This window comes from Stenotrophomonas maltophilia group sp. SKK55 (assembly GCF_057179845.1).
Genome location: NZ_JBXUHP010000007.1, coordinates 84,711 through 109,999 on the forward strand (window position 1 = coordinate 84,711; position 25,289 = coordinate 109,999).

23 protein-coding genes are annotated in these 25,289 nt (G+C 68.3%); 12 read left to right on the forward strand and 11 right to left on the reverse strand.

Features of this window, described 5'->3' with window-relative positions:
* The 3 genes from rsmB to def form a co-directional block, all read right to left on the reverse strand.
* Positions 1-1,332, reverse strand: a complete 1,332-nt coding sequence (gene rsmB, locus AC2A1N_RS04470; RefSeq protein ID WP_061478129.1) for a 16S rRNA (cytosine(967)-C(5))-methyltransferase RsmB — start codon at positions 1,330-1,332, stop codon at positions 1-3.
* 3 nt (positions 1,333-1,335) lie between these two features.
* On the reverse strand, positions 1,336-2,259 hold the full coding sequence (gene fmt / locus AC2A1N_RS04475; protein WP_061478130.1) for a methionyl-tRNA formyltransferase: 924 nt from the start codon (positions 2,257-2,259) through the stop codon (positions 1,336-1,338).
* Between the two features lie 120 nt (positions 2,260-2,379).
* On the reverse strand, positions 2,380-2,892 hold the full coding sequence (gene def / locus AC2A1N_RS04480) for a peptide deformylase (protein ID WP_005419619.1): 513 nt from the start codon (positions 2,890-2,892) through the stop codon (positions 2,380-2,382).
* Between the two features lie 126 nt (positions 2,893-3,018).
* On the opposite strand from def, the gene AC2A1N_RS04485 reads away from it, so the two are divergent.
* The 9 genes from AC2A1N_RS04485 to AC2A1N_RS04525 all read left to right on the forward strand — a co-directional run bounded on the left by AC2A1N_RS04485 (position 3,019) and on the right by AC2A1N_RS04525 (position 12,540).
* Positions 3,019-4,149, forward strand: coding sequence for a LysM peptidoglycan-binding domain-containing protein (locus tag AC2A1N_RS04485; RefSeq protein WP_072167258.1), 1,131 nt, complete (start codon positions 3,019-3,021; stop codon positions 4,147-4,149).
* 110 nt (positions 4,150-4,259) lie between these two features.
* Positions 4,260-5,387 carry a DNA-processing protein DprA gene (gene dprA, locus AC2A1N_RS04490; protein WP_154351477.1) on the forward strand — a complete coding sequence of 376 codons (1,128 nt, stop codon included), beginning with the start codon at positions 4,260-4,262 and terminating at the stop codon, positions 5,385-5,387.
* A 43-nt stretch (positions 5,388-5,430) separates the two neighbouring features.
* Complete coding sequence (locus AC2A1N_RS04495; protein WP_005419622.1) at positions 5,431-5,904, forward strand: DUF494 family protein; 474 nt, start codon at positions 5,431-5,433, stop codon at positions 5,902-5,904.
* 39 nt (positions 5,905-5,943) lie between these two features.
* Positions 5,944-6,702 carry a pilin gene (locus tag AC2A1N_RS04500; protein WP_242889972.1) on the forward strand — a complete coding sequence of 253 codons (759 nt, stop codon included), beginning with the start codon at positions 5,944-5,946 and terminating at the stop codon, positions 6,700-6,702.
* A gap of 49 nt (positions 6,703-6,751) precedes the next feature.
* Positions 6,752-7,681 carry an RDD family protein gene (locus AC2A1N_RS04505; RefSeq protein WP_061478133.1) on the forward strand — a complete coding sequence of 310 codons (930 nt, stop codon included), beginning with the start codon at positions 6,752-6,754 and terminating at the stop codon, positions 7,679-7,681.
* Between the two features lie 193 nt (positions 7,682-7,874).
* Positions 7,875-10,373: a DNA topoisomerase I gene (locus AC2A1N_RS04510; RefSeq protein ID WP_242889970.1), complete on the forward strand. Its 2,499-nt coding sequence runs from the start codon at positions 7,875-7,877 to the stop codon at positions 10,371-10,373.
* Positions 10,374-10,471: 98 nt separating this feature from the next.
* A complete protein-coding gene (tsaC, locus tag AC2A1N_RS04515) occupies positions 10,472-11,062 on the forward strand; it encodes an L-threonylcarbamoyladenylate synthase type 1 TsaC (RefSeq protein ID WP_005419629.1) in 591 nt (196 codons plus the stop codon).
* Between the two features lie 43 nt (positions 11,063-11,105).
* Positions 11,106-11,795, forward strand: a complete 690-nt coding sequence (locus AC2A1N_RS04520) for a DUF4124 domain-containing protein (RefSeq protein ID WP_242889968.1) — start codon at positions 11,106-11,108, stop codon at positions 11,793-11,795.
* A gap of 34 nt (positions 11,796-11,829) precedes the next feature.
* Complete coding sequence (locus AC2A1N_RS04525) at positions 11,830-12,540, forward strand: hypothetical protein (RefSeq protein WP_242889966.1); 711 nt, start codon at positions 11,830-11,832, stop codon at positions 12,538-12,540.
* A gap of 49 nt (positions 12,541-12,589) precedes the next feature.
* On the opposite strand, the gene AC2A1N_RS04530 is transcribed toward AC2A1N_RS04525, so the two are convergent.
* Positions 12,590-13,366, reverse strand: coding sequence for an SDR family oxidoreductase (locus AC2A1N_RS04530; RefSeq protein WP_014038643.1), 777 nt, complete (start codon positions 13,364-13,366; stop codon positions 12,590-12,592).
* Positions 13,367-13,477: 111 nt separating this feature from the next.
* Here AC2A1N_RS04530 and AC2A1N_RS04535 point away from each other — a divergent pair, with 111 nt between their 5' ends.
* Positions 13,478-13,690: a hypothetical protein gene (locus AC2A1N_RS04535; protein WP_134969306.1), complete on the forward strand. Its 213-nt coding sequence runs from the start codon at positions 13,478-13,480 to the stop codon at positions 13,688-13,690.
* A gap of 125 nt (positions 13,691-13,815) precedes the next feature.
* On the opposite strand, the gene sppA is transcribed toward AC2A1N_RS04535, so the two are convergent.
* The 4 genes from sppA to AC2A1N_RS04555 all read right to left on the reverse strand — a co-directional run bounded on the left by sppA (position 13,816) and on the right by AC2A1N_RS04555 (position 19,003).
* Complete coding sequence (gene sppA / locus AC2A1N_RS04540) at positions 13,816-15,738, reverse strand: signal peptide peptidase SppA (protein ID WP_061478137.1); 1,923 nt, start codon at positions 15,736-15,738, stop codon at positions 13,816-13,818.
* Between the two features lie 115 nt (positions 15,739-15,853).
* On the reverse strand, positions 15,854-17,218 hold the full coding sequence (locus AC2A1N_RS04545) for an MATE family efflux transporter (protein WP_005419642.1): 1,365 nt from the start codon (positions 17,216-17,218) through the stop codon (positions 15,854-15,856).
* Between the two features lie 206 nt (positions 17,219-17,424).
* The gene (locus AC2A1N_RS04550; RefSeq protein ID WP_242889964.1) at positions 17,425-18,006 is read right to left on the reverse strand and encodes a DUF3106 domain-containing protein; all 582 of its coding nucleotides are present in this window, start codon (positions 18,004-18,006) and stop codon (positions 17,425-17,427) included.
* The gene (locus AC2A1N_RS04555) at positions 17,999-19,003 is read right to left on the reverse strand and encodes a hypothetical protein (protein WP_242889962.1); all 1,005 of its coding nucleotides are present in this window, start codon (positions 19,001-19,003) and stop codon (positions 17,999-18,001) included. Before AC2A1N_RS04555 ends, AC2A1N_RS04550 begins: the two co-directional genes overlap by 8 nt.
* 412 nt (positions 19,004-19,415) lie before the next feature.
* On the opposite strand from AC2A1N_RS04555, the gene AC2A1N_RS04560 reads away from it, so the two are divergent.
* Positions 19,416-21,593, forward strand: coding sequence for a primosomal protein N' (locus AC2A1N_RS04560; RefSeq protein WP_072167302.1), 2,178 nt, complete (start codon positions 19,416-19,418; stop codon positions 21,591-21,593).
* Positions 21,594-21,675: 82 nt separating this feature from the next.
* Here AC2A1N_RS04560 and AC2A1N_RS04565 read toward each other — a convergent pair whose 3' ends face one another.
* Both AC2A1N_RS04565 and AC2A1N_RS04570 read right to left on the reverse strand, forming a co-directional pair.
* Positions 21,676-22,296, reverse strand: coding sequence for a glutathione S-transferase family protein (locus AC2A1N_RS04565; RefSeq protein ID WP_061478139.1), 621 nt, complete (start codon positions 22,294-22,296; stop codon positions 21,676-21,678).
* Positions 22,297-22,408: 112 nt separating this feature from the next.
* Positions 22,409-23,188 (reverse strand): NYN domain-containing protein, encoded by a 780-nt coding sequence (locus AC2A1N_RS04570; RefSeq protein WP_049470953.1) that lies wholly within the window; start codon positions 23,186-23,188, stop codon positions 22,409-22,411.
* A 123-nt stretch (positions 23,189-23,311) separates the two neighbouring features.
* Here AC2A1N_RS04570 and AC2A1N_RS04575 point away from each other — a divergent pair, with 123 nt between their 5' ends.
* On the forward strand, positions 23,312-24,592 hold the full coding sequence (locus tag AC2A1N_RS04575) for an NAD(P)/FAD-dependent oxidoreductase (RefSeq protein WP_061478140.1): 1,281 nt from the start codon (positions 23,312-23,314) through the stop codon (positions 24,590-24,592).
* Positions 24,593-24,674: 82 nt separating this feature from the next.
* On the opposite strand, the gene AC2A1N_RS04580 is transcribed toward AC2A1N_RS04575, so the two are convergent.
* Positions 24,675-25,106, reverse strand: a complete 432-nt coding sequence (locus AC2A1N_RS04580; protein WP_242889960.1) for a nuclear transport factor 2 family protein — start codon at positions 25,104-25,106, stop codon at positions 24,675-24,677.
* Positions 25,107-25,289: the final 183 nt, after the last annotated feature.

Here is a 25,289-nt window from a genome sequence, read left to right on the forward strand (position 1 = left end):
TCAGGCTGTTTTTAGCAGACGCGCGTAAAAGAAACCGTCAGCATCGTTGTCACCCGGCAGGCGCTGGCGCGCAATCCCCTCGCAATCGAGGCCGAATGTGTCATCCAGAGGCTGTGCCGCTGCGTCCGGATGCCACTTCAGGAAGGCTCGCACCTGATCGACGTTCTCGGCGCGCAGGATCGAACAGGTGGCGTACAGCAGCACGCCTCCCGGGCGCAGCATCGACCAGCAGGCCTCCAGCAGGCGGGCCTGCACGCCGACCAGCGCATCGATGTCCTCGGCGCGGCGGTGGAACATCACGTCCGGCTGGCGGCGGATCACGCCGGTGGCCGAGCACGGGGCATCGAGCAGGATGGCGTCGAACGGCGTGCCGTCCCACCAGGCCCCGGGATCGCTGGCATCGGCCACCCGGGTCTGCGCGCCCTCACCCACACCGGTGCGGGTGTAGGTATCGCGGGCGCGCGCGAGGCGACGCGCATCGATATCGAGCGCCAGCAGGCGCAGACTGGGGTCACGTTCCAGCAGGTGCGCCGACTTGCCACCGGGCGCCGCACAGGCGTCCAGCACGCGGGCGCCGGTCGCGGGCGCCAGCGCGTCGGCTGCGCATTGCGCCGACAGGTCCTGCACCGACAGTGCACCGTCGGCAAAACCCGGCAGCTGGTTCACCGCAACGGGGGCTGCCAGGCGCAATGCATCGGCGCAGAGCGCGCTGGGTTCGGCGGCAATGCCCGCCTCGGCCAGTGCCGCCAGTGCCTTGTCGCGGCCACCGTGCTGGCGGTTGGCACGCAGCCACAACGGTGCCGGTTGCAGGCTGGCGCTGAAGATCGCCTCGGCCTGTGCCGGCCAATCGCGTTCCACCGCATCGGCCAGCCATTCCGGGAAGGCATCGCGCGCCGGCTGCTCCGGGAAACCCTCGCGTTGCGCGCGGCGCAGGATCGCATTGACCAGGCCGGCCTGGCGCTCACGGCCCAGCGCACGCGCGGCATCGACCGTGGCCGACAGCGCCGCATGCGCCGGCAGTTCCAGCACGTCCAGCTGGGCGAAGCCCACCATCAACAGGGTGCGCAGGTCGGCGTCGCGCGCCGACAGCGGCTTCTGCATCCACGACTGCAAGGCAGCGTCATAGGTACTGCGGCGACGCAGGACCGCAAAGCACAGCGCTTCCAGCAGGGCACGATCGCGGCTGTCGGCCAGCTTCGGCAGCGCCCAGGCCAGTTCGGCCTTCAATGAACGGCCACGGGTGAACACCTGTGCCAGCACACGCGCGGCCAGCATGCGCGTGGCCGCGCCCGGCGCCGCCTTGGCCACGGAGAAATCGTTCTGCTTCGACACCCCTTATGCTCCCACGCGCAGATCACGGCGGGCGTTGAGGTAGTCGGCGGCGGTGATCGCCTTGCCGCCTTCGCGCTGCAGCGTACGCAAGCGCAGTGCGCCCTGGCCACAGGCGATGTCGATGCCATCGCGGCTGGCCGCCAGCACCGTGCCCGGCGCTTGGCCGTGGGCCGCATCCAGCGCCACCGCGCCATGGATGCGCACGCGTTCGCCAGCCAGCGTCGCTTCGGCGATCGGCCACGGATTGAAGGCACGCACGGTACGCGCCAGCACATCGGCGCCCTGCGCCCAGTCCAGACGGGCTTCGGCCTTGTCCAGCTTGTGCGCATAGGTCACGCCCTGCTCCGGCTGCGGCCGCGCGATCGGCTTGATGCCGGCCCGCAGCAGGCCCAGGCCGTCGGACAGGACCTGTGCACCCAGCTCGGCCATCTTGTCATGCAGCTGGCCACCGGTATCGGTGGCAGCGATCGGCAGTTCCTGGTGCAGCAGCACCGGGCCGGTATCCAGGCCCGCTTCCATCTGCATCAGGCACACACCGGTCTTTGCGTCACCGGCCTGGATCGCGCGCTGGATCGGCGCAGCACCGCGCCAGCGCGGCAGCAGAGAGGCATGCACGTTCCAGCAGCCGTGGGTCGGGATCGCCAGTACTGCCTTGGGCAGGATCAGGCCGTAGGCCACCACCACCATCAGGTCCGGCTGCAGGTCGCGCAGCTGCTGCTGGGCAGCCTCGTCCTTCAGTGATTCGGGCTGGTAGACCGGAATGCCACGGGCCACGGCTTCCAGCTTGACCGGCGACGGCGCCAGGCCACGGCCACGGCCGGCCGGCCGGTCAGGCTGGGTATAGACGGCCACGACCTCGTGGTGGCGCGCCGCGGCGCGCAGCGACGACACCGCGAATTCCGGCGTACCGGCAAAGACAATCCTCATGGCTACCCCACTTGCAGGATGGATTCGTGCAGGAAAGAAAACGGCGCCGTCGGCCGGCGCCGTGCAGCCCGCGCGCGTCGCGCAGGCACGGGCCACCCGAAGGGCGGCCCGGATGGGCGATCACGCCACGTGCTTGCGCTGCTTGGCCAGCTTCTTGCGGACCATCTCGCGCTTGAGCGGCGACAGGTAGTCAATGAACAGCTTGCCGTCCAGGTGGTCCATCTCATGCTGGATGCAGGTGGCCAGCACTTCACCGGCCTCCAGCTGCTGTTCCTGGCCGTTGCGGTCCAGATACTTCACGGTGATGGTGTCGGCGCGGGTGACGTCGGCGAAGATGCCCGGGACCGACAGGCAGCCCTCCTGGTACACCCGGCCCCCGTCCCTGGCGACGATTTCCGGGTTGATGAACACATGCGGTTCATTCTTTTCTTCGCTGACATCGATGACCATGAAGCGCTTGTGCACGTCCACCTGGGTGGCCGCCAGGCCGATGCCCGGGGCGTCGTACATGGTCTGGAACATGTTGTCGATCAGTTCCTGGAAGGCCGGCGTGGTGACTTCGGCGGCGTCGATCAGCGCAGCCTTGGTACGCAGGCGCGGATCGGGGAACTCGAGAATGGGGAGAAGGGCCATGGCTGTTTCCGGATAGGGGGCCGGCACGCCGGCATACGTCGCAGATTCTAGCTCCAACGCTTGCCTTGCGCCCCGGTTTCTGGACTATAGTGCGCGGACCTGTTGGGGAATCAGGGCTTCACACCTATGTTGCTTCGTTTTCGTACGGTCGTCGCCGCGGCGATGCTGACCGTGGCTGCCTATGCTACCGCCGTGGAAGTGAATGGCGGGCACCCGGACACCTATGTGGTCCGAAAAGGGGATACGTTGTGGGATATCGCCGCACGTTTCCTGCAGAAGCCTTGGCTGTGGCCGGAGATCTGGCAAGCCAATCCGCAGATCGCCAACCCGCACCTGATCTATCCAGGTGACGTGCTGAGCCTGGCCTACCTGGACCGGGTGACCGTATCCCAGGCCGGCCCGCGCCAGGAGGCCCCGATCGACGCCATTCCGCTGGCCCAGGTCGAGCCGTTCCTGAAGCAGCTGAGCGTTGTCGACAGCATCAAGCAGCTGCCCTACGTGGTCGGCCTGGAGGACAGCCGCCTGCGCGTGTCCGGCGGTGACACCGTCTACGTGCGCCTGGCCGATGCCCAGGTGGGCCAGCGCTGGGCCGTGGTACGCCCGACCGTGCGGTACGCCCAGCCCAAGCCGACCGAAGACCTGACCGCCAATGGCGACGTGACCCCGGGCAGCGGCAACCTGTGGAAGGCCTACAACGCGCCCAACGCCCGCCGTGGCGTGCTCGGCTACGAGCTGGCCCAGGTCGCTACCGGCACCATCACCCAGATTGCCGGCGGCAAGGTCGAGGCCTCCACGCTGGTGCTGGACAAGAACGACGGCGGCCGCGAAGTGCGCGCCGGTGACCGCCTGGTGCCGGTCGAAGCCAAGCCGTACGACCTGCAGTTCATCCCTCATGTACCCGCTGCCGGTGTCGAGGGTGTGGACGTGCGCGTGCTGGCCGTCACCGACATGTTCAATGCCGGTGGCCCGCGCGACGTGATCGCGATCTCGGCCGGCCGTGCCCAGGGCGTGGACAACGGCACCGTGTTCTCGCTGTGGCGCCCGGGCCGCCATGTGGCGCACCGCATGAAGTACCCGGGCTCCTCGCGCATGGACGACTCGCTCAGCACCGGCGCGGGCCGGGTCTCGTTGCCGGACGAGTATGCCGCGCACGCGATGGTGTTCCGTACCTTCGACAACGTCAGCTACGCGCTGGTGATGCAGGGCGTGAAGCCGGTGCAGGTGGGTTACAACGCGCTGCACCCGGACGCAAAGTAACCGTTGCCGGGCGTGCCGGCCGCTGCCCGGCAGGCGTCTGCGGGAAAACCTGACGATCACATGCGAAGGCGCCCTAGGGCGCCTTTGTTGGGTGCGGCCGATAGTGGGGGATGACCACGCATGCATATGAGGCGCTGCTGCGCCTGTTGATGGCGGGAGGCGCACTGGCGCCACGACGGGCCCTGCTGCAGGCCGCGGGCGGTGCGCAAGCCGCCATCGCGCAAGGCCCGGCGAACTGGCGCGCGCACGGCTGCACGCCGGAGCAATGCGCCGCGCTGGAACGTCCCGACGCCCGGGCGTGTGCATCCGCCCTGCGCTGGCTGGAACAGGACAACCATCACCTGCTGCCCTGCACCGATCCGGCCTTTCCACCCTCGTTGCTGGAGGTGCCCAACCCACCGCTGGCGCTGTTCGTCGCCGGTGACCCCAGCCTGGCCTGGCGCCCGTCGGTGGCGCTGGTCGGCAGCCGTTCCCCCACCCCGGGTGGGCGCGCACTGGCCGCGCGTTTTGCCGGCTGTTTCGTCGAGGCGGGCCTGGCGGTGACCAGCGGCCTGGCCGCAGGCATCGATGCGGCTGCGCACCAGGCCACGCTGGAGGCCGGTGGCTGCACCGTGGCGGTGATCGGCACGGGCCCTGACCGCGCCTATCCGGACAGCCACGCCCGGCTGCAGGCGCGCATCGCCGCCGAGGGCGTGGTGCTCAGTGAGTACCTGCCGGGTACGGCGGCCCGCCCAGGCCACTTCCCCGCGCGCAACCGGCTGGTAGCCGGGCTGGCGCTGGCCACCGTGGTGGTCGAGGCCGCGCAGCGTTCGGGCGCGCTGATCACCGCGCGCCTGGCCGCCGAGGCAGGCCGCGAGGTCTGTGCCCTGCCCGGGTCGGTGCTCAACCCGCGCGCGGCTGGCTGCCACCGCCTGATCCGCGAGGGCGCGGCGCTGGTCGAGCGCCCCGAGGAGGTTCTGGAACTGCTCGCCCCCGCCCTTCGCCAGCAACTGCCGGGCTTGCAATCGCGGCTGGCCACCCCCACTGAACAGGCACTGCCGGCCGTCCTGCCGGCGCGCTGGGCCGACGACCCTGACTACCAGTGCTTGTGGCGAGCCCTGGACCACAACCCAAGCGGTATGGATTCACTGATCACGCGCTGTGGATTGACGGCGTCCCAGGTGTCCTCCATGCTGCTGGCCATGGAACTGGCGGGAATCGTGGTGTGCGTACACGGCCGCTACTGTCGAACTCCCTAGTTTCTTCACCTCCACAGCGTCGCGCGACGCAGGCCGAGGGGCAATGAAAGAGAGCATCCTGGATGTACTGCTGTACCTGTTTGAACACTATTTCAGCGAAGATGCGGACCTGATCCGTGACCGCGATTCGCTGCAGAACGGCCTGATCCAGGCCGGTTTCAGCCCCACCGAGATCAACAAGGCGTTCGACTGGCTCGATGCCCTGGCCGCCCAGCGGCCGAGCGTGGCCCAGGCGCGGGTCGACGGCCCCGTGCGCATCTACCATGGCCCCGAGCTGGACAAGCTGGATGTGGAATGCCGCGGCTTCCTGCTGTACCTGGAACAGCACGGCATCCTCGACGCCGACCAGCGCGAGCTGGTGCTGGACCGGGCGATGGCCCTGGACCAGGACGAACTGGACCTGGACGACCTGAAATGGGTCGTGCTGATGGTGCTGTTCAACCAGCCCGGCTCCGAAGCGGCCTATGCCTGGATGGAGACGCAGATGTTCATGGACGAGCCAGAACCCCTTCACTGACCGTACACTTGGGGGCATAGCGCATTCAGGAGCGTCCCCGTGAGCGAGTGGTTCCATGCAGAAGGCAACCGGCAGCAAGGCCCGCTGCCGGCGGAACAGTTGGTCGAGTTGTTCCGAAACAACCAGATCTCCCTGGACACCCTGGTCTGGCGCGACGGCCTGACGCAATGGCAGCCCTTGCGCACCGTTGTCGACGAGCTGGGCCTGATCGTGCCGGCGCTGGACGTTGCTGCGCCGGCCCAGCAACCCGAGCCGGAACCGGAACCGGTGGCCCCGCCTCCGCCGCAGCCGCCTGTACTGCCGCCGTCCACGCCCTATGCCACCCAGGCGGCGGCCGGGGTCCTGCCGCCGCCGAAGAAGAAGCTCTCCGGTTGCGCCCTGACCGCGATCATCGGCGGCGGCCTGCTGCTGGTACTGGTACCGATCCTGGCCATCCTCGCGGCGATCGCGCTGCCCGCATACAACGACTACACCGTGCGTGCCAGGATCGCGACCGCGGTCAATGCCCTGCAGCCGCTGAAACAGCAGGTGCAGCACTTCGCCGACGATGAAGGCCGCTGCCCCGGCGCCAACGATGCCGGTTTCCCGGCCCCGGGTGACTTCACCCAGGCCGGCCTGTCGGCGGTGAACATCGGCCGCTTCAACAACGGCCACTGTGGCATCGAAGCAACACTGGCCGTGCCCGGCAAGAGCCTCGATGGCGACCTGCTGTGGCTGGAATATGATCGCGACAGCGGCCGCTGGGAATGCAGCGGTGAAAGCGACGACAAGTACCTGCCGACGTCATGCCGCGGCTGAGCCACGCGCACGGCAGCACCTCCAAGGACGATCCAACAGGGAACATGCAATGACTGAGTGGTACTACGCCGTAGGACAGCAACGCCAGGGCCCGCTGTCGGTCCAGGAGATCCGCCAGCGCTTCCAGCGCGGCGAACTGAACCTGGACACCCTGGTCTGGCGCGAAGGCATGGCCCAGTGGGCTGCACTGCGCCAGGTGGTCGATGAACTGGGCCTGCAGACGCTGGCCGACGCCAGCACCGCCACTGCCAGTGGCGGCTTCGACCTGCGCAGCGACTACGCCGCCATCGACAACGGCACTGCGCCGCTGCCTGGCACGGGCGCGCTCAGCAGCTCGCCCTACAACGCCCCGGCCGCCGCCGCTGCCGGTGGCGCGCGGCCGGTGATCGGCGGCGAGGTGGTCTACGCCGGCTTCTGGAAGCGCGTCGCGGCCTACATGATCGACTACTTCGTGCTGGCCGTGCCGGGCGGCATCATCGGCGCCATCATCGGTGTGGTGCTTGGCGCCAGCATGGGCGCGGTGGGCAGTGGCGAAACCTCCATCGAAATCGTCGCGCAGCTGGCCAGCGCGCTGATCAACATGGCCATCGGCGTGGCCTACTACACCTGGTTCCATTCCTCGCCGGGCGGCGCCACGCTGGGCAAGATGGCGGTCGGCATCAAGGTCGTGCGCAGCAACGGTGACCGCCTGACCCGTGGCCGCGCCTTCGGTCGCTACTGGGCCATGCTGCTGAGCAGCTTCACCCTGGGCATCGGCTTCCTGATGGCCGCCTTCACCGAGCGCAAGCAGGGCCTGCACGACATGATCTGCGACACCCTGGTGGTCGACCGCTGGGCCTACACTGACCAGCCGCAGCTGCAGCGCCATGAGCTGGGTACGGTCACCATCGTGATCCTGGTACTGACCGGCCTGCTGACGGTGGCGGGCCTGGTGCTGCTGGTGGCTGCGGTCGGCTTCATCGCCAAGATGGCCTCATGAACGGCCATCCTCACGTCTGGCTGCTTGACAGGGGCTGGCCGGGCGTGATTCCTCTAATAAGGTGAAACCTGAACGCCCGGCACACTACCGGGCGTTCAGCGTATTGATTTGTCCGTGGCCGCTTCACTAATGCGGCCGTTTGCTCCACCCTAGCGGCCCCTTCCCTGCGGCTCGCCCCACAGACACTGCTGCCATGCCCAAGCACCTGCTCATCGTCGAATCGCCGGCCAAGGCCAAGACGATCAACAAATACCTCGGCAAGGACTACACCGTCCTGGCCTCGTATGGGCATGTGCGTGACCTGATTCCGAAGGAAGGCGCGGTCGACCCGGACAACGGGTTCGCCATGCACTACGACGTGATCGACAAGAACGAAAAGCATGTCGATGCGATCGCCAAGGCCGCCAAGGGCGCCGACGACATCCTGCTGGCAACCGACCCGGATCGCGAGGGTGAAGCGATCAGCTGGCATATCGCCGAGATCCTGAAGGAGCGCGGGCTGGTCAAGGACAAGCCGATGCAGCGCGTGGTGTTCACCGAGATCACCCCGCGCGCCATCAAGGAAGCGATCAGCCAGCCGCGCGCGATCGCCAGCGACCTCGTCGACGCCCAGCAGGCCCGCCGCGCGCTGGACTACCTGGTCGGCTTCAACCTGTCGCCGGTGCTGTGGCGCAAGGTGCAGCGCGGCCTGTCCGCCGGCCGCGTGCAGAGCCCGGCGCTGCGCATGATCGTCGAGCGCGAGGAAGAGATCGAAGCCTTCATCGCCCGCGAGTACTGGTCGATCGCTGCCGAGTGCGCGCACCCGTCCCAGCACTTCAATGCCAAGCTGGTCAAGCTGGACGGGCAGAAGTTCGAGCAGTTCACCATCACCGATGGCGACACCGCTGAAGCGGCGCGCATGCGCATCCAGCAGGCCGCGCAGGGTTCGCTGCACGTCACCGACGTGGCCAGCAAGGAGCGCAAGCGCCGCCCGGCGCCGCCGTTCACCACCTCCACCCTGCAGCAGGAAGCCTCGCGCAAGCTCGGCTTCACCACCCGCAAGACCATGCAGGTGGCGCAGAAGCTGTATGAGGGCGTGGCCATCGGCGACGAAGGCACCGTCGGCCTGATTTCGTACATGCGTACCGACTCGGTGAACCTGTCGCAGGACGCGCTGGCGGAAATCCGCGACGTGATCGCCCGCGACTACGGCATCGCCTCGCTGCCGGACCAGCCCAACACCTACCAGACCAAGTCGAAGAACGCCCAGGAAGCGCACGAAGCGGTGCGCCCGACCTCGGCCCTGCGCACGCCGTCGCAGGTCGCCCGCTTCCTTACCGACGACGAGCGGCGCCTGTACGAGCTGATCTGGAAGCGTGCGGTGGCCTGCCAGATGATCCCGGCCACGCTCAACACCGTCAGCGTCGACCTGTCGGCCGGCAGCGAACACGTGTTCCGCGCCAGCGGCACCACCGTGGTCGTGCCCGGCTTCCTGGCCGTGTACGAGGAAGGCAAGGACAACAAGAGCGCCGAGGACGAAGATGAGGGCCGCAAGCTGCCCGCGATGAAGCCGGGCGACCGCATCCCGCTGGAACGCATCCTGGCCGAACAGCATTTCACCCAGCCACCGCCGCGCTACACCGAAGCGGCGCTGGTGAAGGCGCTGGAAGAGTACGGCATCGGCCGTCCCTCGACCTACGCTTCGATCATCCAGACCCTGCTGTTCCGCAAGTATGTGGAAATGGAAGGCCGCAGCTTCCGCCCGTCCGACGTGGGCCGCGCGGTGTCCAAGTTCCTGTCCAGCCACTTCACCCAGTACGTGGATTACGACTTCACCGCCAGGCTTGAGGACGAGCTCGATGCCGTCTCGCGCGGTGAAGAAGAATGGATCCCGCTGATGGCCCGTTTCTGGGAGCCGTTCAAGGAACTGGTCGAAGACAAGAAGGAATCGGTCGACCGCGCCGAGGCCAGTGGCGCGCGCGAGCTCGGCACCGACCCCAAGACAGGCAAGCCGGTCAGCGTGCGGCTGGGTCGTTTCGGGCCGTATGCCGCCATCGGCAGCACCGCCGAGGACGCCGAGGAAAAGCCGAAGTTCGCCTCGTTGCGCCCCGGCCAGTCGATGCACACCATCTCGTTGGAAGACGCGCTGGAACTGTTCCTGATGCCGCGCGCGCTGGGCGAGGACAATGGTGAGCCGGTCAGCGTCGGCATCGGCCGCTTCGGCCCGTTCGCCAAGCGCGGCAGCACCTACGCCTCGCTGAAGAAGGAAGATGACCCGTACACCATCGACCTGGCCCGCGCCGTATTCCTGATCGAAGAGAAGGAAGAGATCGCGCGCAACCGGATCATCAAGGAGTTCGAGGGCAGCGACATCCAGGTGCTGAACGGCCGCTTCGGCCCGTACATCAGCGATGGAAAGATGAACGGCAAGATCCCCAAGGATCGCGAGCCGGCCTCGCTGACCCTGGCCGAAGTGCAACAGCTGATGGAAGAAACCGGCAAGCCGGTGCGCAAGGGCTTCGGCGCCAAGAAAGCCGCCGCGAAGAAGGCGCCGGCCAAGAAGGCTGCAGTGAAGAAGGAAGCAGCGCCGAAGAAGGCAGCGGCCAGGAAAGCGCCGGCCAAGAAGGCGGTGAAGAAAGCTGCCGCAAAGAAGGCACCGGCGAAGAAGGCCGTCAAGAAGAAGGCCGTCAAGAAGACCGCCGCAAAGAAGTAGATCCACGCCATGCGTGGATGAGGTGGCAAGGTGTGCGGACCAACGGTCCGCACCTACCGTCCGCGCCGACCACCCCTTCTGCACGCAGCGGGGGGATAATGGAGGCCCACGCCGGGCCGGTCGCCGTCATGAAAGAACTCACCCTGAACTCTGCTGTCGCCACGCTCCGCGCCGGTGGCGTGATTGCCTATCCGACCGAAGCGGTCTGGGGCCTGGGCTGCGATCCGTCACATGAAGCCGCGGTGCACGCGGTGCTGCGGCTGAAGCAGCGCCCGATCGAAAAGGGCATGATCCTGGTCGCCGCCGAACTGTCGCAGCTGGAGGGCTGGGTCCGCCTGCAGGCATTGCCCGACGCCCGCCAGCGCGCGGTGCTGGCCAGCTGGCCGGGCGCCAACACCTGGATCCTGCCGGCCGGTCCGCACGCGCAGCCCTGGGTCACCGGCGAACACAGCGGTATCGCGGTGCGCATCAGCGCCCACCCGCTGGTCGCCGCCCTGTGCCGCGCCTGGGGTGGCCCGCTGGTTTCCACCAGCGCCAACCTGGCCGGTGAACCGCCGGCCCGCAGCCGTGCCGAGCTCGATCCGCGCCTGCTGCGCCTGCTCGATGGCCTCCTCGACGGCGAGACCGGCGGCCTGGCCCAGCCAACCCCGATCCGCGACGCGCTCAGCGGCAACGTACTGCGCTCCTGAACCGACGATTGCACTGCCGCGGACAATCACGCACCCTGCCGCCATGAACCTGCTGCGCACCGCCCTGGGCCTGTGCCTGTTGCTGCCATGGACCGCACCCGCCGCCGAGGACGTGCGCGTGTACCGCTGTGTCGCCAGCAACGGCGCCGTGGCCCTGCAGGACAAGCCATGCAGCAGTGGCCGGCAGGAAGTGCGTGACCTGCAGCGCCCGCGCGACCCGGCCCCCCGGGTGGTGCGCAGCGACGCGGCACCCGCCCGGCCGGACAAGGTTCCGGTGATGCGTGATCGTGAGGTCCGCCACGTCTACCTCCAGCCACCACAACCGTTGTACGAGTGCGTAAGCGACGACGGTCGCCGCTACACCAGCGACAACAACGAGGGCAATCCGCGCTGGGTGCCGTTGTGGACCAGCGTCTGGCTCCCGCACGGGCACCACGGCCCGGTCCATCCCGGCTCACGCCCGGCCTTCGGCACGCCGGTCGGCACCCCCATCGGTGAAGGAACCGGCTACCGGCCGCCAGCGGTGGGTGTCGGTGTACAGGTTCCGGCCGGCAGCGTGCTGGTCCGCGACAGCTGCCATGCGCTGCCGCCACAGGAAGTCTGCGCGCGCCTGCGCGACCGCCGCTGGGAACTGGACCGCCGCTACAACAGCGCGCTGCAGAGTGAACGCACCGCCATCAGCAACGAACAGCGTGGCATCGACGCGCGCCTGTCGCGCGACTGCGAACGCTGAGCGCAGCACCTGCCGTGGCATGTACGCTGTGCGCATGAAGAACCTGATCTGGCTGGCCCTGGGCCTGTTCGCCGGCAACGCAGTGGCCGACGACGGGGTGATCTACCGCTGCACCTCCAGCAACAGCGATGTGCCCACCCTGCAACGTACGCCCTGCCCTGCCGGCAGCAAGCAGCAGGTGGTGCGGATTCCGGCCGCTGCCAGTGCGTCGCCCACGCCGGCCCCTGTGCCGTCGCCACCCGCACCGGCGGCGGCGGGTATGCCGCCGGCTTCCGCGCCCAGCCCCCGCCGCCCCGGCGAAGGACGCACGATCATGGAAGCCGGCATGGTCGAACGCGAAGGCGGCGATCTGATACTCGACAGTGCATCGCTGCCACGCCAGGCCGATGCCGCGCCGGACAGCAATGCGCCGCCGAAGCCGCCGCTGCCGCCCATCTTCCAGTGCACCGACAGCCAGGGCGGTGGCTACCTGCACGAATACGAGGCTGCCCCCGGCCGCTGCGAACTGATGACCGTGCAGGGCCTGGGCGGCGCCACACCGGTCAACGCTGCAGGCTGCGAAGTGGTGCGCGACCGCTGCGAGGAACTGCCGGACGCGCAGCGCTGCACCAGCTGGCAGCAACGCTTCCGCGACGCACGTGGCCGCGAGCGGTTCGCCTCGCCGGAGAACCGCGACAATGCCCGGGGGGAACGCGAACGGTTGCAGGGCGTGCTGGAGGCCAGCAACTGCCCGGTACCGGGGTGACTGACATGCCGGCAGTGCCGGCCGCTGGCCGGCGCTACCCTTCGGAAGATCAGAACCCGTAGCGCAGGAAACCACCATCCACTGCGATGCACTCGCCGGTGACATAGCTGGCCGCCGGCAGGCACAGGAAGCCTACCGCGGCAGCCACTTCCTCCGGCTCGCCGATGCGACGCATCGGCGTGCGGTTGATCACTTCCTCGTAGTAGTCCGGGTCCGACAACGGACCGGACGTGCGCCGCGTGCGGATGTACCAGGGCGCCACCGCGTTGACCCGGATGCCATCCTCCGCCCACTCGACGGCCAGGTTGCGGGTCATCTGGTGCATCGCGGCCTTGGTCATGCCATAGACCACGCCACTGCGTACGTGGGTCAGGCCGGATACGCTGCCGACGTTGACGATGGACGACGACGCATGCCGCGCCAACAGCGGATGCGCGTAGCGCGACAGCTCGAAGGCCGAGAACAGGTTGGTCTCGAAGATCTTGCGCCATTCGTCCTCGGAATACTCCGTGGCCGCCTTGGTGACGTTGCCACCGGCGTTGTTGACCAGGATGTGCAGGCCATCGCTGTGGTCTTCCACCCAGTCCAGGATCTGCCGGCGGTCCTCGTCATCGGAGACATCGGCAGCCAGCGCGTGCACCTGGTGCTGCGGATACACGTCCAGCAGTTCGTCGCGCGCCGTCTCCAGCATATCGATGTCACGGCCCACGATCATCAGGTCGGCACCGAGGCCGGCCAGTTCGTGCGCGATGGCCAGGCCAATGCCGGCGCTGGCGCCCGTAATCAGGGCAGTCTGGCCGTCCAGGCGCCACCGTTGCTGGGTCATGTGTCCTCCGGGGCCGCGCCCGCTGTGTTTCGATGCCGCAAGGATACGCGCTCACGGCAGGGCGTTGCCGGAGATGCGACACTGCGCGAACGCCCACCGCGGAGTACCGCCATGCGCATCCTGATCCTGTCGTTGTCCCTGCTGGCCATCGTGCTGCTGGTGGCCTGCCAGCGTCCGCCGACGCCGAACCCGGAGAAGCCACCGGTACCCAAGGCGATGTCGCGTGCGATGCAGGAGCCGCTGGACCGCGCCAAGGGCGCGCAGAAGGCCGTGGATGAAGCCGCCGCTCGCGAGCGCAAGGCCGAGGTCGACGCGGCGCAATGACGAGTGGCCTATGGGGTCAGAGCCCTTTGCGAAGCCAAGGGATCCGACCCCATGAACGAGAACGCCCGGCCAAGGCCGGGCGTTTCGCTGTCCAGTAGTTCCACGCCCTGCGTGGATGGCTTCCGTCAGAACCCGCAGAAGCAGTAAGCAAGCGCCTTCACCGGTGCGCCATTGCCCTTCTCGCGGGCCGCGTTCTCGACAAAGCGCAGCTGCGTATCCACTTCCGGCATCGTGCGTGCCAGCATCATCCGTGCCATGCCCGAATCGGACAGCATCCAGGCACCGGCGCGGCTGCCGGCGAAACCGCTGACGAACTGTGCGAACGGCGTGGCCGCCTTCTCGATGTAGCGCACGCGATAAGCGTCGGCCTTGCCCAGCTTGGCACGGCTGGCAGCGTCGGCCACGGCATCCTTCAGGCCACCGAAGGCATCGACCAGGCCCCGTTCCTTGGCCTGCGCACCGCTCCACACGCGGCCGCGAGCCACCTCGTCCACCGCCTCGACCGGCTTCTTGCGGGCGTCGGCGACGCGGCCGGTGAAGTCGGCGTAGCCCTTGTTGATCACCGACTGGATGACCTGGCCCACGGCCGGATCCATCGGGCGGGTGACATCGAATGCACCGGCGAAACGGGTGGTGCCGACACCATCGGTGTGCACGCCGATCTTGTCCAGCGCGCGGCTGAAGTTCGGCACCATGCCGAAGATGCCGATCGAACCGGTGATGGTCGACGGATCGGCGTAGATGCGATCGGCATTCATGCTGATCCAGTAGCCGCCGGAGGCAGCCAGGTCGCCCATCGACACCACCACCGGCTTGCCGGCGGCCTGCAGCGCCACCACTTCACGGCGGATCTGCTCGGAGGCGAACACCTCACCGCCCGGCGAATCGACGCGCAGCACCACGGCCTTCACGTTGTCGTCGTCGCGCGCGGCGCGCAACAGCGCTGAGGTCGACTCTCCGCCGATGCGGCCGGCCGGCAGGTCGCCACCGCTGATCTCGCCGGCAGCCACCACCACGGCCACCTGCGGACGCGAGTCCACCGGGTTGCGGCGCGCGTCGAGCAGGGCCAGGTAACGCCCGAAGTCGACGTTGCGGAAACCACCGTCGGCGTCTTCGTCGGCCACGCCGCGCTCGATCATCAGATCCTCGAACTCCTCGCGGGTCTTCAGCGCGGTCACCAGCTTCTGCTGCAGCGCGAACTTGGCCAGGTCGCCACCGGCGGCGGCAATGCCTTCCGGCAGCGTGTCGATGCCGGCAGCCAGCTGCGCCGGATCCAGGCGGCGCGCCTTGGCGATGTCGCCCAGATAGCGCTGCCACACATCGTTCATCCAGAACAGGTCGGCTTCCTTGGAGGCCGGCGACGCGGCGTCGAGCACGTACGGTTCGGCCGCGGACTTGTACTCGCCCACCTTGAACAGGTGCACGTCCACGCCCAGCTTGTCCTGCAGGCCGGTGCGGAAGTACTGTCGGTAGCGGCCGAGGCCTTCGAGCACGACCGAACCCATCGGGTCCAGGTAGACCTCGTCGGCCTGCGCGGCCAGCAGGTACTGCGACTGGCCCATGCTCTCGCTGTAGGCCACCAGCTGCTTGCCGGAGGCACGCAGATCCTGCAGCGCGGCGGCCACTTCGCGCAGCGAAGCGAAGCCGGACGGCTGCAGCTTGTCCAGCTCCAGCACCACGCGCTCGATCTTCTTGTCGTCCTTGGCCGACTCGATCACCCGCAGCAGATCGCGCAGCTGGATCTCTTCGGCACCGTTGTCACCCACTGCCTTGGCCAGTGCGCGGCTGACCGGATCGGCACTGAACTGCTCGACCAGGCGGCCCTCCGGCGCGATCACCAGGGTGGTGCGGTCCTGCAGCGACTTGCTGGCACCGGCGCCCATGCCGGCGGCGATGACGAACATCACCAGCAGCAGGAACAGCAGGCCGAAGAACACCAGGTTGAGGATCAACCGGCGGGTGAAGTTCATGACGTCCCACAGCCCGATGAAGAAACTGGCGACGGGGTTGCGACGCGCCGGGGGCAGCGGGGGCACGGGTTGATTCATGGAACGCTCCGGATGGCTTCTTGCCGTGGTACCAGCATAGCCGGTGCCGCGTGATGCAGCATCGGACACAAGTCAGGGGATCGCCCGTCACGGGTGAACGTGGCGGGCAGGAAGATCAGGACAGCGCGGACTGCCCGATGCGCTGGCTGCTGCGGCGCAGGCGCCAGCCCATCAGGATGGCAGCGGCGGTCAGGCCGACGATCAGGCCGATCCACATGCCCTGCGGGCCCATGCCCAGCCCCAGGCCGAGCCCGGCGCCGAGCGGCATGCCCAGGCCCCAGTACGCGAACATGGCGATGAACATCGGCACGCGGGTGTCCTTGAGGCCGCGCAGCGCACCCGCCGACAGCACCTGGATGCCGTCCGGGAACTGGAAGGTGGCCGCGTACAGGAGCAGGGTCGAGGCCAGGCCGGCCACTGCCAGGTCGTTGGTGTACACACCGACGATGGCATCGTGGCCGAACAGCAGCACCGCCGCTGACAACGTCTGCGTGCCCATGATGATCGCGTAGCCGGCCCAGGCCGCACGCCGCACGCCGAAGCCGTCACCACGGCCGACCGCATGGCCGACGCGCACGGTGGTGGCCTCGGCCACGCCCATCGGGATCATGAAGCACAGCTGCGCGACGTTGATCGCGATCTGGTGTGCCGCCGCTTCATTGGCACCCAGGCGGCCGATCAGCAAGGCAGTGACGATGAACAGGCCGCCTTCCATCAGCACGGTGATGCCGATCGGCAGGCCGGTGCGCAGCAGCTCCCAGATCGCCTTCCAGCGCGGTCCCTCGAAGTGCGAGAACAGCTGCAGATGGGCGAAGCGCTTGGTCCGCCACAGATACAGGGCGAATGCGGTTGCCTGCAGCCACATCATCACCGCCGAAGCGATGCCCAGGCCCTCGGCCCCCAACTCCGGGAAGCCGAGCTTGCCATTGGCCAGCACGTAGCCCATCGGTGCCAGCACCAGCAGGCCACCGAAGCCGAGCAGCATGGTCGGCAGCGTCCAGTGCATGCCCTCGCTGAGATAACGCATGCAGAAGTACAGGGTCAGCGCCGGGCCGCCCCAGCGCACCGCATGCAGGAACGCGGTCGCCCCCGGCACGATGTCCGGCGCGATGCCGAAGGCCGGCAGCAGCGGCGGCACCACGGTGAGGAAGGTGAACATGATCAGCCCCAGCCCCAGCGCCAGCCACAGTGCCTGGCGGAACAGCGGGCCGATCTCGCGCTCGCGGCCGGCGCCATGCAGCTGCGACACCGAGGCGGTGAGCGAGATCAGGGTGCCGATCGGAATCAGCATCGGCAGCCACAACAGCGCCGTACCGATGGTGACTGCGGCGAGGGTCGCCGTAGCGTGGTGGCCGGCAATCACGTTGTCGACGAAGGAGATCAGACCGGTGGACACATGGCCCAGCACCAGCGGCAGGGCGAGCAGACCGGTGGCGCCGACTTCCTTGCTGAAGCGCGGCGTGGAGGTTGCAGTAGACATAAGGTGCTTGACGCGAACTGCGGTTGCGCGCGAAGGGCACAGGCACCGGGTTGCGGGCGCTCATCTTACGCGGGCGGCGCCTGCATTCCCATGACATGGCGTGAATGCTGGGTTTCAGCCGCCCCACACAAAAAAGGGACGGAGGGGATTAAGTCGTATCACGCCAGTCAGTGCCGGATACGACTTAATCCCCTCCGTCCCCTTTTCTACTGGCCGGCCTGGCGCTTCAGCCAGCTGTCGCGCTCGGCGGCGGGCACGGCGAGGAAGGCGCTGCGTACCGTGTCGCGTTCCTGCGGCGGCGTGCGCTGCGCGACCAGGGCCAGCTGGGCCAGCTGCGCCGGGCTGAGCTGGCGCAGCACGGCCAGCGCGGTCTCGCGTTGCGCCGGTGGCACGAATCCGAACAGTCCGTGCAGCTTGGGGAATTCCAGGCCCAGCTGCGGGCCCAGCCGCCATCCGGCGCGGAACGCCTGATCCTGCGCCTGGAATTGCTGCCGCATGCGCTGCTGTTGATCGGCCGGCAGCGAATTGAAGCGCGCAGCCGCCTGACGGATGCGCTCGCGCTCTGCTTCCGGCAATGCGCGCCAGGCGGCGTAGTCGGCACGGCGCTGTCGCTGCTGCTGCGTATCCAGCTGGGCGAATTCGGCAGGTGCTGTTGCAGCGGCCGACGCCGGCGTGGCCGGCGAACTGCCCGGAACTGGTGGCGGCAACGGCACGCTCAACGGCTGCGGTGCGGCGGACAGCGACAGCGGCAGGGCCAGCAGCAGGCTGGCGAGCACGGACTTATTCATCGGCGGCAGCAGTTTCCAGCGTGGCACTGGCCGGCTCCGGCCGGCTCGGCTTGGCTTGCGATTCATCCACCGGCAGCGGGCCGCCCGCGGCAGTCCACGCGTACAGGTCGGCATCGGCGACCAGCGGGTAGTCGCGGTCTGCCAGCATCGCTGCGTCATCATTGGCTTGCGCCTGGCCCGCGTCCGGTGCGGCGTCGACCCTGCTCGGTGGCAGGGCTTCCACGGTCACCGGACCGGCTTCGGCCACCACGCCCTCCGGCAAGGGTGCATCGCTGCCGAACGAATGTCCCTGCAGGTGGCGCCAACCCAGCGCCGCGGCCAGCAGCACCGCCACGGTCACCAGCAGGATCAGAGGACCGCGCCAGCGCGGCCTGGCATTCGCGCGGCGGCGCTTGCCGTTGGCGGTGGCCCGCTCGTCGCGCTGAGGAGCGCGCCAGCTGGACGTGGGCGCCTCGTTGTGGGCGGCGGGTGCGGCCGGCTGCTGGAGCTGCTGCAGGCGCGTGGCCGGCAGTTCACGGATACGCGTCTGCACCTGCTCGGCCAGTTGGCGCCAGGCTGCGGCGTCTGGCTGGCCATGGGCATCCCGCGGGCACGCGTCAGCCAGCAGGTGCTGGTATCCGGCCTCGTCCTGGTCGAGCACGCGCATGGCGATGCCCTCGTCCAGGCTGCCGCCCACTCGCAGCAGCAGCGCCAGTCGTGGAAGTGGCGGCATCGCGCCCAACGCGGCCAACGACGGCGCCCACTGCCCGCCCGCCGGCTCGCGCAGCGCCTGGCGCTGGCCCAGCAGGGTCCAGAAGCGGGTCGGCCATTGCGCCATCGGCAGGTCGCTGGCGACCGCCGCAAACGCGCGCATCACTGCCACCAGGGTCTGCTCGGCACGGGCGGCATCGCCGCACTGCAGTTCAGCCACCACCAGGGCGCGGCGTTCGACGCCACGCAGGAACGCCGACAGCGCGCCGGCCGCGGTCGAGGAAACAGGGGCGGGCACAGCCGTCATCGGTCACTCCAAAGGTCTGCCGGCATGATAGCGGCAGCCCATCGGCCCCCGTAGGACTTGCGCCCACAGGCACTTCGTGCTGCAGGTTGTGCACAGCACCACGCTCCCCGCGCGGGAAATTGCGGCATGCAGCTGAATTCACTCTGTTTCAGCAATGTTTCACACTCAAGTTGTTGATTTTGAATGCCTTTTAAGTGTGGCGATTTTTTGACCAACCCAAGCGTGAGCTCGTCGCCATCGGCCTCCTGGGTTGCCGTCGACCGGTAACGCACAACGTTATCCACAGAACATGTGGATAAGACTGAATCTCCAATGGACACCGATATTTAGGTGACATTTATGATTCAACGGTCGTGCCCGGGCACCTCTGCCCCCTGCCATTCGCGCGCGCATGGCCCGTTACACTGGCCCGATGCTTTCGCCCATTCCGACCCTGCAGGTCGCCCTGCCCGTCCCCCTGCCCCGCCTGTTCGACTACCTGTCGCCGGAGGGCGATGGCCCCACGGCCGCGGTCGGCTGCCGCCTGAAGGTGCCGTTCGGCAACCGCGAGCTGGTCGGCGTGGTGGCTGGCCACGGCCAGACCGACGACGGCCAGGGACTGCGCCAGGCGCTGGCCTGGTGCGACCGGCAGCCGCTGCTGCAGGGCGAACTCTGGCAGAGCCTGCAGTGGCTGGCGCGCTACACCCATGCGCCACTGGGTGAGGTGCTGAGCACCGCCCTGCCCGGACCGCTGCGCCATGGCGAGGCCCTGCCCGACACCCACCACTGGGGTTGGCAGCTGACCACCGAAGGCCACGCCCAGCGCGAAAAGCTGCGCGCCGGCAGCCGTCCGCGGCAGCTGGCCGAGCTGCTGGCCGGAGCGATCGTGGATGAGGACGTGCTCGGCGAACGCATGGCCGACTGGCGCACCGCTGCACGCAGCCTGGCCAAGCGCGCGCTGGCCGAGCGCGTGGCGATGACGGTGGCACCGCAGCATGCGCAGCCGCTGCCCGGCCCCACGCTCAACCCGGACCAGGCCGGGGCGGTGGCTGCGATCAACGCTGCCGACGGCTTCCAGCCGTTCCTGCTGGACGGCGTGACCGGCAGCGGCAAGACCGAGGTCTACCTGCAGGCGATCATCCATTGCCTGGCGCAGGGCAGGCAGGCGCTGGTGCTGGTGCCGGAAATCGGCCTGACCCCGCAGACCCTGGCACGTTTCCGCGGCCGCCTCGGCATCGCCGTGCACGCCTTGCATTCGGGGTTGAACGACAACGAGCGCGCGCGCGTCTGGGCGGCCGCCTCACGTGGCGAAGCACGGGTCATCGTCGGCACCCGCTCGGCGGTGTTCACGCCATTGCCGCAGGCCGGCCTGCTGATCGTCGACGAGGAACACGACGGCAGCTACAAGCAACAGGACGGCATCCGTTACCACGCGCGCGATTTTGCCCTGGTCCGGGCCAAGGCACTGGGCATTCCGGTACTGCTCGGCAGCGCCACCCCTTCGCTGGAAACGCTGCACAACGCCTACGCAGGGCGCTACACGCACCTGCGCCTGAAGCAGCGCGCCGGCGATGCACGGCCACCGCGCGTGCGCATCCTCGATGTACGCAAGCGGCCGCTGCACGATGGCCTCTCGGCCGATGTGCTGGCCGGCATCGGCGAACACCTGCAGCGTGGCCAGCAAGTGCTCGTGTTCAAGAACCGCCGCGGCTACGCACCGGTGCTGCTGTGCCACGACTGCGGCTGGACCGCGCCGTGCCAGCGCTGCGATGCGCCGATGACCGTGCATGGCGGCGGCCGACGCCTGCAGTGCCACCACTGTGGCGCGCGCCAACCGGCGCCGTTGGCATGCCCGGCCTGCGGCAGCCTGGCGCTGCAGCCGCAGGGCATCGGCACCGAACGCCTGGAAGAACACCTCACCGCCGCCTTCGCCGATTTCCCGGTGGTGCGCATCGACCGTGGCACCACCTCACGCCGCGATGCGCTGGAACAGCAGCTGGCGAAACTGGGCGACCAGCCCGGCATCCTGGTCGGCACGCAGATCCTGGCCAAGGGCCATGACCTGCCGAAGCTGACCCTGGTGGTGGTGGTGGGCATCGACGAAGGCCTGTTCTCCGCTGACTTCCGCGCCAGTGAGAAACTCGCGCAACAGCTGATCCAGGTGGCCGGTCGCGCCGGGCGCGCACGTGACCCCGGCGAGGTCTGGCTGCAGACCCATCACCCGGGTCACCCGCTGCTGGAAACCCTGGTGAGCGGTGGCTACCACCCGTTCGCGCAGGCCGAGTTGAACCAGCGGCAAGCCGCAGGATTCCCGCCTTTCGCGCACCTGGCGTTGATGCGTGCCGAAGCGCAGCAGGTGGAGCATGCCAATGCGTTCCTGCTGGCTGCGCGGCAGCTGCTGGGCGAGCAGAACGTGGTGGAGGCGTACGGCCCGATGCCGGCGCCGATGCCGCGGCGCGCGGGCTACCAGCGCACACAGCTGCTGCTGTCGGCGCCGCAGCGGCCACCCTTGCATGGCGTGCTCGCGCAGCTGGTGCCGCAGCTTTATGCGCTGCCGGAAGCACGCAAGGTGCGCTGGTCGCTGGATGTGGATCCAACGGACCTGTATTGATCCCGTAGAGCACTGCCGAGCATGGCTCGGCACTACCGTAGAGCCGAGCCGTGCTCGGCTGCGTTTCAGTACCGGGCAGTGCTTACGTCAGCGGCGACATCACGCCGCGCTGGTAGGCCGGCCGCTCGCGCAGGCGCGCATACCAATCCGCCAGGTGCGGAAGCTCCGGTCGCTGGATCGGCAGTTCGAACCAGGCATAGACCAGCGAGCCCAGCGGGATGTCGCCCATCGCGAACGTCTCGCCCGACAGCCACGGCTGCCTGGCCAGGGTGGCGTCGGCCATCGCCAGGTAGTCACCGGCGCGCACGATGGCGGCATTGATCCGCGCTTCATCGCGGTCGGCCGGCGCGGTGCGCATGATGCCCCAGACCAGGTCGCTGTACAGCGGCGCCATCCGCGAAGTGCTCCAGTCCATCCACTTCTCGGCCTGGGCGCGCTCCATCGGGTCTGCGGCGTACAGCGTGCCCAGCGCATAGCGCGCGCTCAGGTAGCGCACGATGGCGTTCGATTCCCACAGCGGCAGGCCGTGGTCTTCGATCACCGGCACCAGGCCGTTGGGATTCATCGCCTGGTACTCCGGCGTCTGCGTGCCGCCGTGGCTGCCGCCGACCTCGATGGATTCGTACGGCAGGCCGATTTCCTCGGCACACCACAGCACCTTGCGGACGTTGCTGGAATTGCGGCGGCCCCAGATCTTCAACATGCGGGTTTCCTTTGCTGGCAATGCGAGCGGCAACGATACGCCTGATCGTTACGGGTGTGTGCGTGCCGGATGCGGGATCGGGCGCCTGCGCGCTGCCGGCCAGCGGCCGGCACTACCGATTCTTTTTTGGCAGCGCGCGCACGTAGGACGACTTGCCGTCCTTCTTCAGTTCGAACAGGCCGATCGCCGCCAGCAGGTCGCTGAGCTTGCCGTAGCCATAGTTGCGCGGATCGAACGAGGCCTGGTTGCCGATCTGGCTGCCGACCGGGCCGAGGTGCGACCAGCCATCCTCACCCTCGGCCGCGGACACCGCACGGCGCAGCATCTTCACCAGCCGGGTGTCACTGCGCATTTCCGCACCGCTCTTGCGCGGACGCGCATCGTCGTTGGCCACCGGCTCGTTCGAGGCCTGCTCGCTGGACGCCTGTTCGGCATCCGGCACGCTGGCATGGGTCTGGCCCAGTGCCTCCAGGTAGGTGAACTTCGAGCACGCATTGACGAATGGCTCGGGCGTCTTCTTCTCACCGAAGCCATATACCTTCACGCCATCGGTCAGCAGGCGCATCACCATCGGGGTGAAGTCCGCATCGCTGGAGACGATGGCGAAGCCATCAAGGTTGCGCGCGTACAGCAGGTCCATGGCATCGATCACCATCGCCATGTCCGAAGCGTTCTTGCCCTTGCTGTAGGCGAACTGCTGGATCGGGCGGATCGCATACTCATGCAGCACCGCTTCCCACCCCTTCAGTCGCGGGCTCTTCCAGTTGCCGTAGGCACGGCGCACGTTGGCCACGCCGTAGCGGGCGACTTCCGCCAGGACCTCGTCGATCTTCGAGGCCGGCGCATTGTCGGCGTCGATCAACAGGGCGATGCGCTTTTCCGGTTCGCTCATGGGCTCCTCACGGGCCGTTGCCTGAACCCGAGTATCGCCGATCCGGGCAGGCGCTGACGTGACAGGTGGCCGCCGTGCGAAGATGCCAGGCGCTTCCCCCGATGCCCCCACTGGAGTGAGTCGATGAGTCGCGAACGCGTTCCCCACCTGGTCGTTGTCGGCGGCGGTTTTGCCGGTCTCTGGGCCACCCGTGCCCTGGCCCGCGAGCGCATACGCATCACCCTGGTCGATCGCCGCAACCATCACCTGTTCCAGCCGCTGCTGTACCAGGTGGCCACCGCCGGCCTGTCCGCGCCGGATATCGCCGCACCGCTGCGCCACATCCTCGGCCACCAGCGCAATGTGGAAGTCCGCCTCGGCGAAGTGGTGGCCATCGACAAGCAGGCGCGGCAGATCCGCATGGCCGATGGCAGCACGCTGGACTACGACAGCCTGCTGCTGGCCACCGGCGCCACCCACGCCTACTTCGGCAACGATCAGTGGGCCGATGATGCGCCCGGCCTGAAGACGCTGGACGATGCCATCGCGCTGCGCCGCAAGCTGCTGCTGGCGTTCGAACGCGCCGAGGCCGAACCGGACCCGGCGAAGAAGGCGGCGTGGCTGAGTTTCGCCATCGTCGGTGGTGGTCCCACCGGCGTCGAACTGGCCGGCACCCTGGCCGAGATCGCGCGCCACACGCTGCGCAACGAATTCCGCCACATCGACCCGGCCAGCGCCAGGGTGCGGCTGGTCGAGGCTGGGCCGCGCGTGCTGTCCTCGTTCCCGGATGTGCTTTCGCTGAAGGCGCGCCGCCAACTTGAAAAACTGGGCGTGGAAGTGCTGACCGGAACCCCGGTGAGCGACATCGACAGCCAGGGCTTCAAGCTCGGCGAACAGTTCATACCGGCGCGCACCGTGGTCTGGGCCGCCGGCGTGGCCGCTTCACCGCTGGCGCGCACGCTGGACGTGCCACTGGACCGCGCCGGACGCGTGCCGGTGCAACCGGACCTGACCCTGCCCGATCACCCGGAGCTGTTCGTGGCCGGCGACCTGGCCGCATTGAGCCAGGCCGACGGCAAGCCGGTTCCCGGTGTGGCACCGGCCGCCAAGCAGATGGGCAAGTACGTGGCCGAGGTGATCCGCGCACGGCTGCACGGCAAGCCCGAGCCCGGTCCGTTCAAGTACGCCGACTACGGCAACCTGGCCACCATCGGCCGCATGGCCGCCATCGTGCACCTGGGCCGACTGCAGCTGTCGGGCGTGCTGGCGTGGTGGTTCTGGCTGGCCGCGCACGTGTTCTTCCTGATCGGCTTCCGCAACCGCATCGTGGTGCTGCTGAACTGGGCGGTCGCGTACTGGAGCTACCAGCGCAGTGCGCGCATCATCTTCGGTGATGACCAGGATGACCGGCGGCCGAGGCGCTAGGAGCGCACGCATGCTCCTGTAGCGCCGAGCCATGCTCGGCTGCACTTCGCGCGGATTGCAGAAGCCGAGCATGGGCTCGGCTCTACGGCGCCTTCGGTTTCGGGTACCACAACGCGTTGACGATGACCCAGCGCTGGTCGAAGCGCCCCATGTGGAAGTAATCGACGAACCACGGGGTCTCCAGCCGCACCGAGGCCGCGTTGCCGGTCACGTCCAGCAGCGTGCAGCGACGATCCCATTGATCCTTCGGGGTCTTCAACGCGCCCTGCTTCGTCAGCGAGACCAGCTCTTCCTTCGACATCCGGCGCAGGCCCAGCCGTTCGTCGGGTGTATCGCCGAGCACAGCGCGCTTGGCCAGGTCCGGATGCAGGGAACGGGCGACCCGCTGCGGGTCGGCCTCCAGCTGGCCGTCGACGTAGTCGTGGCAGGTGGCTTCGATGGCTGCGATCGTGGTGGCGTCGGCAGTGGGGCTGGCTGCTGCAGAAAGCGCGAACAACAGGGCAACGGTGGACATCCGGGTCTCCAGCGCTGAGGGCTGGGCGATCATGGCATGGCCGGGTGCACCCCATCCACGCATGGCGTGGATCTACCGGCGATGTTGTAGCAACTGTCTTGTCAGGCGGAGGCCATCTGGGCCTCCGCGTCACGCTTGCGGGCGTTGAGGATCACCAGCATCTTGCGCATCACCGCGACCAGG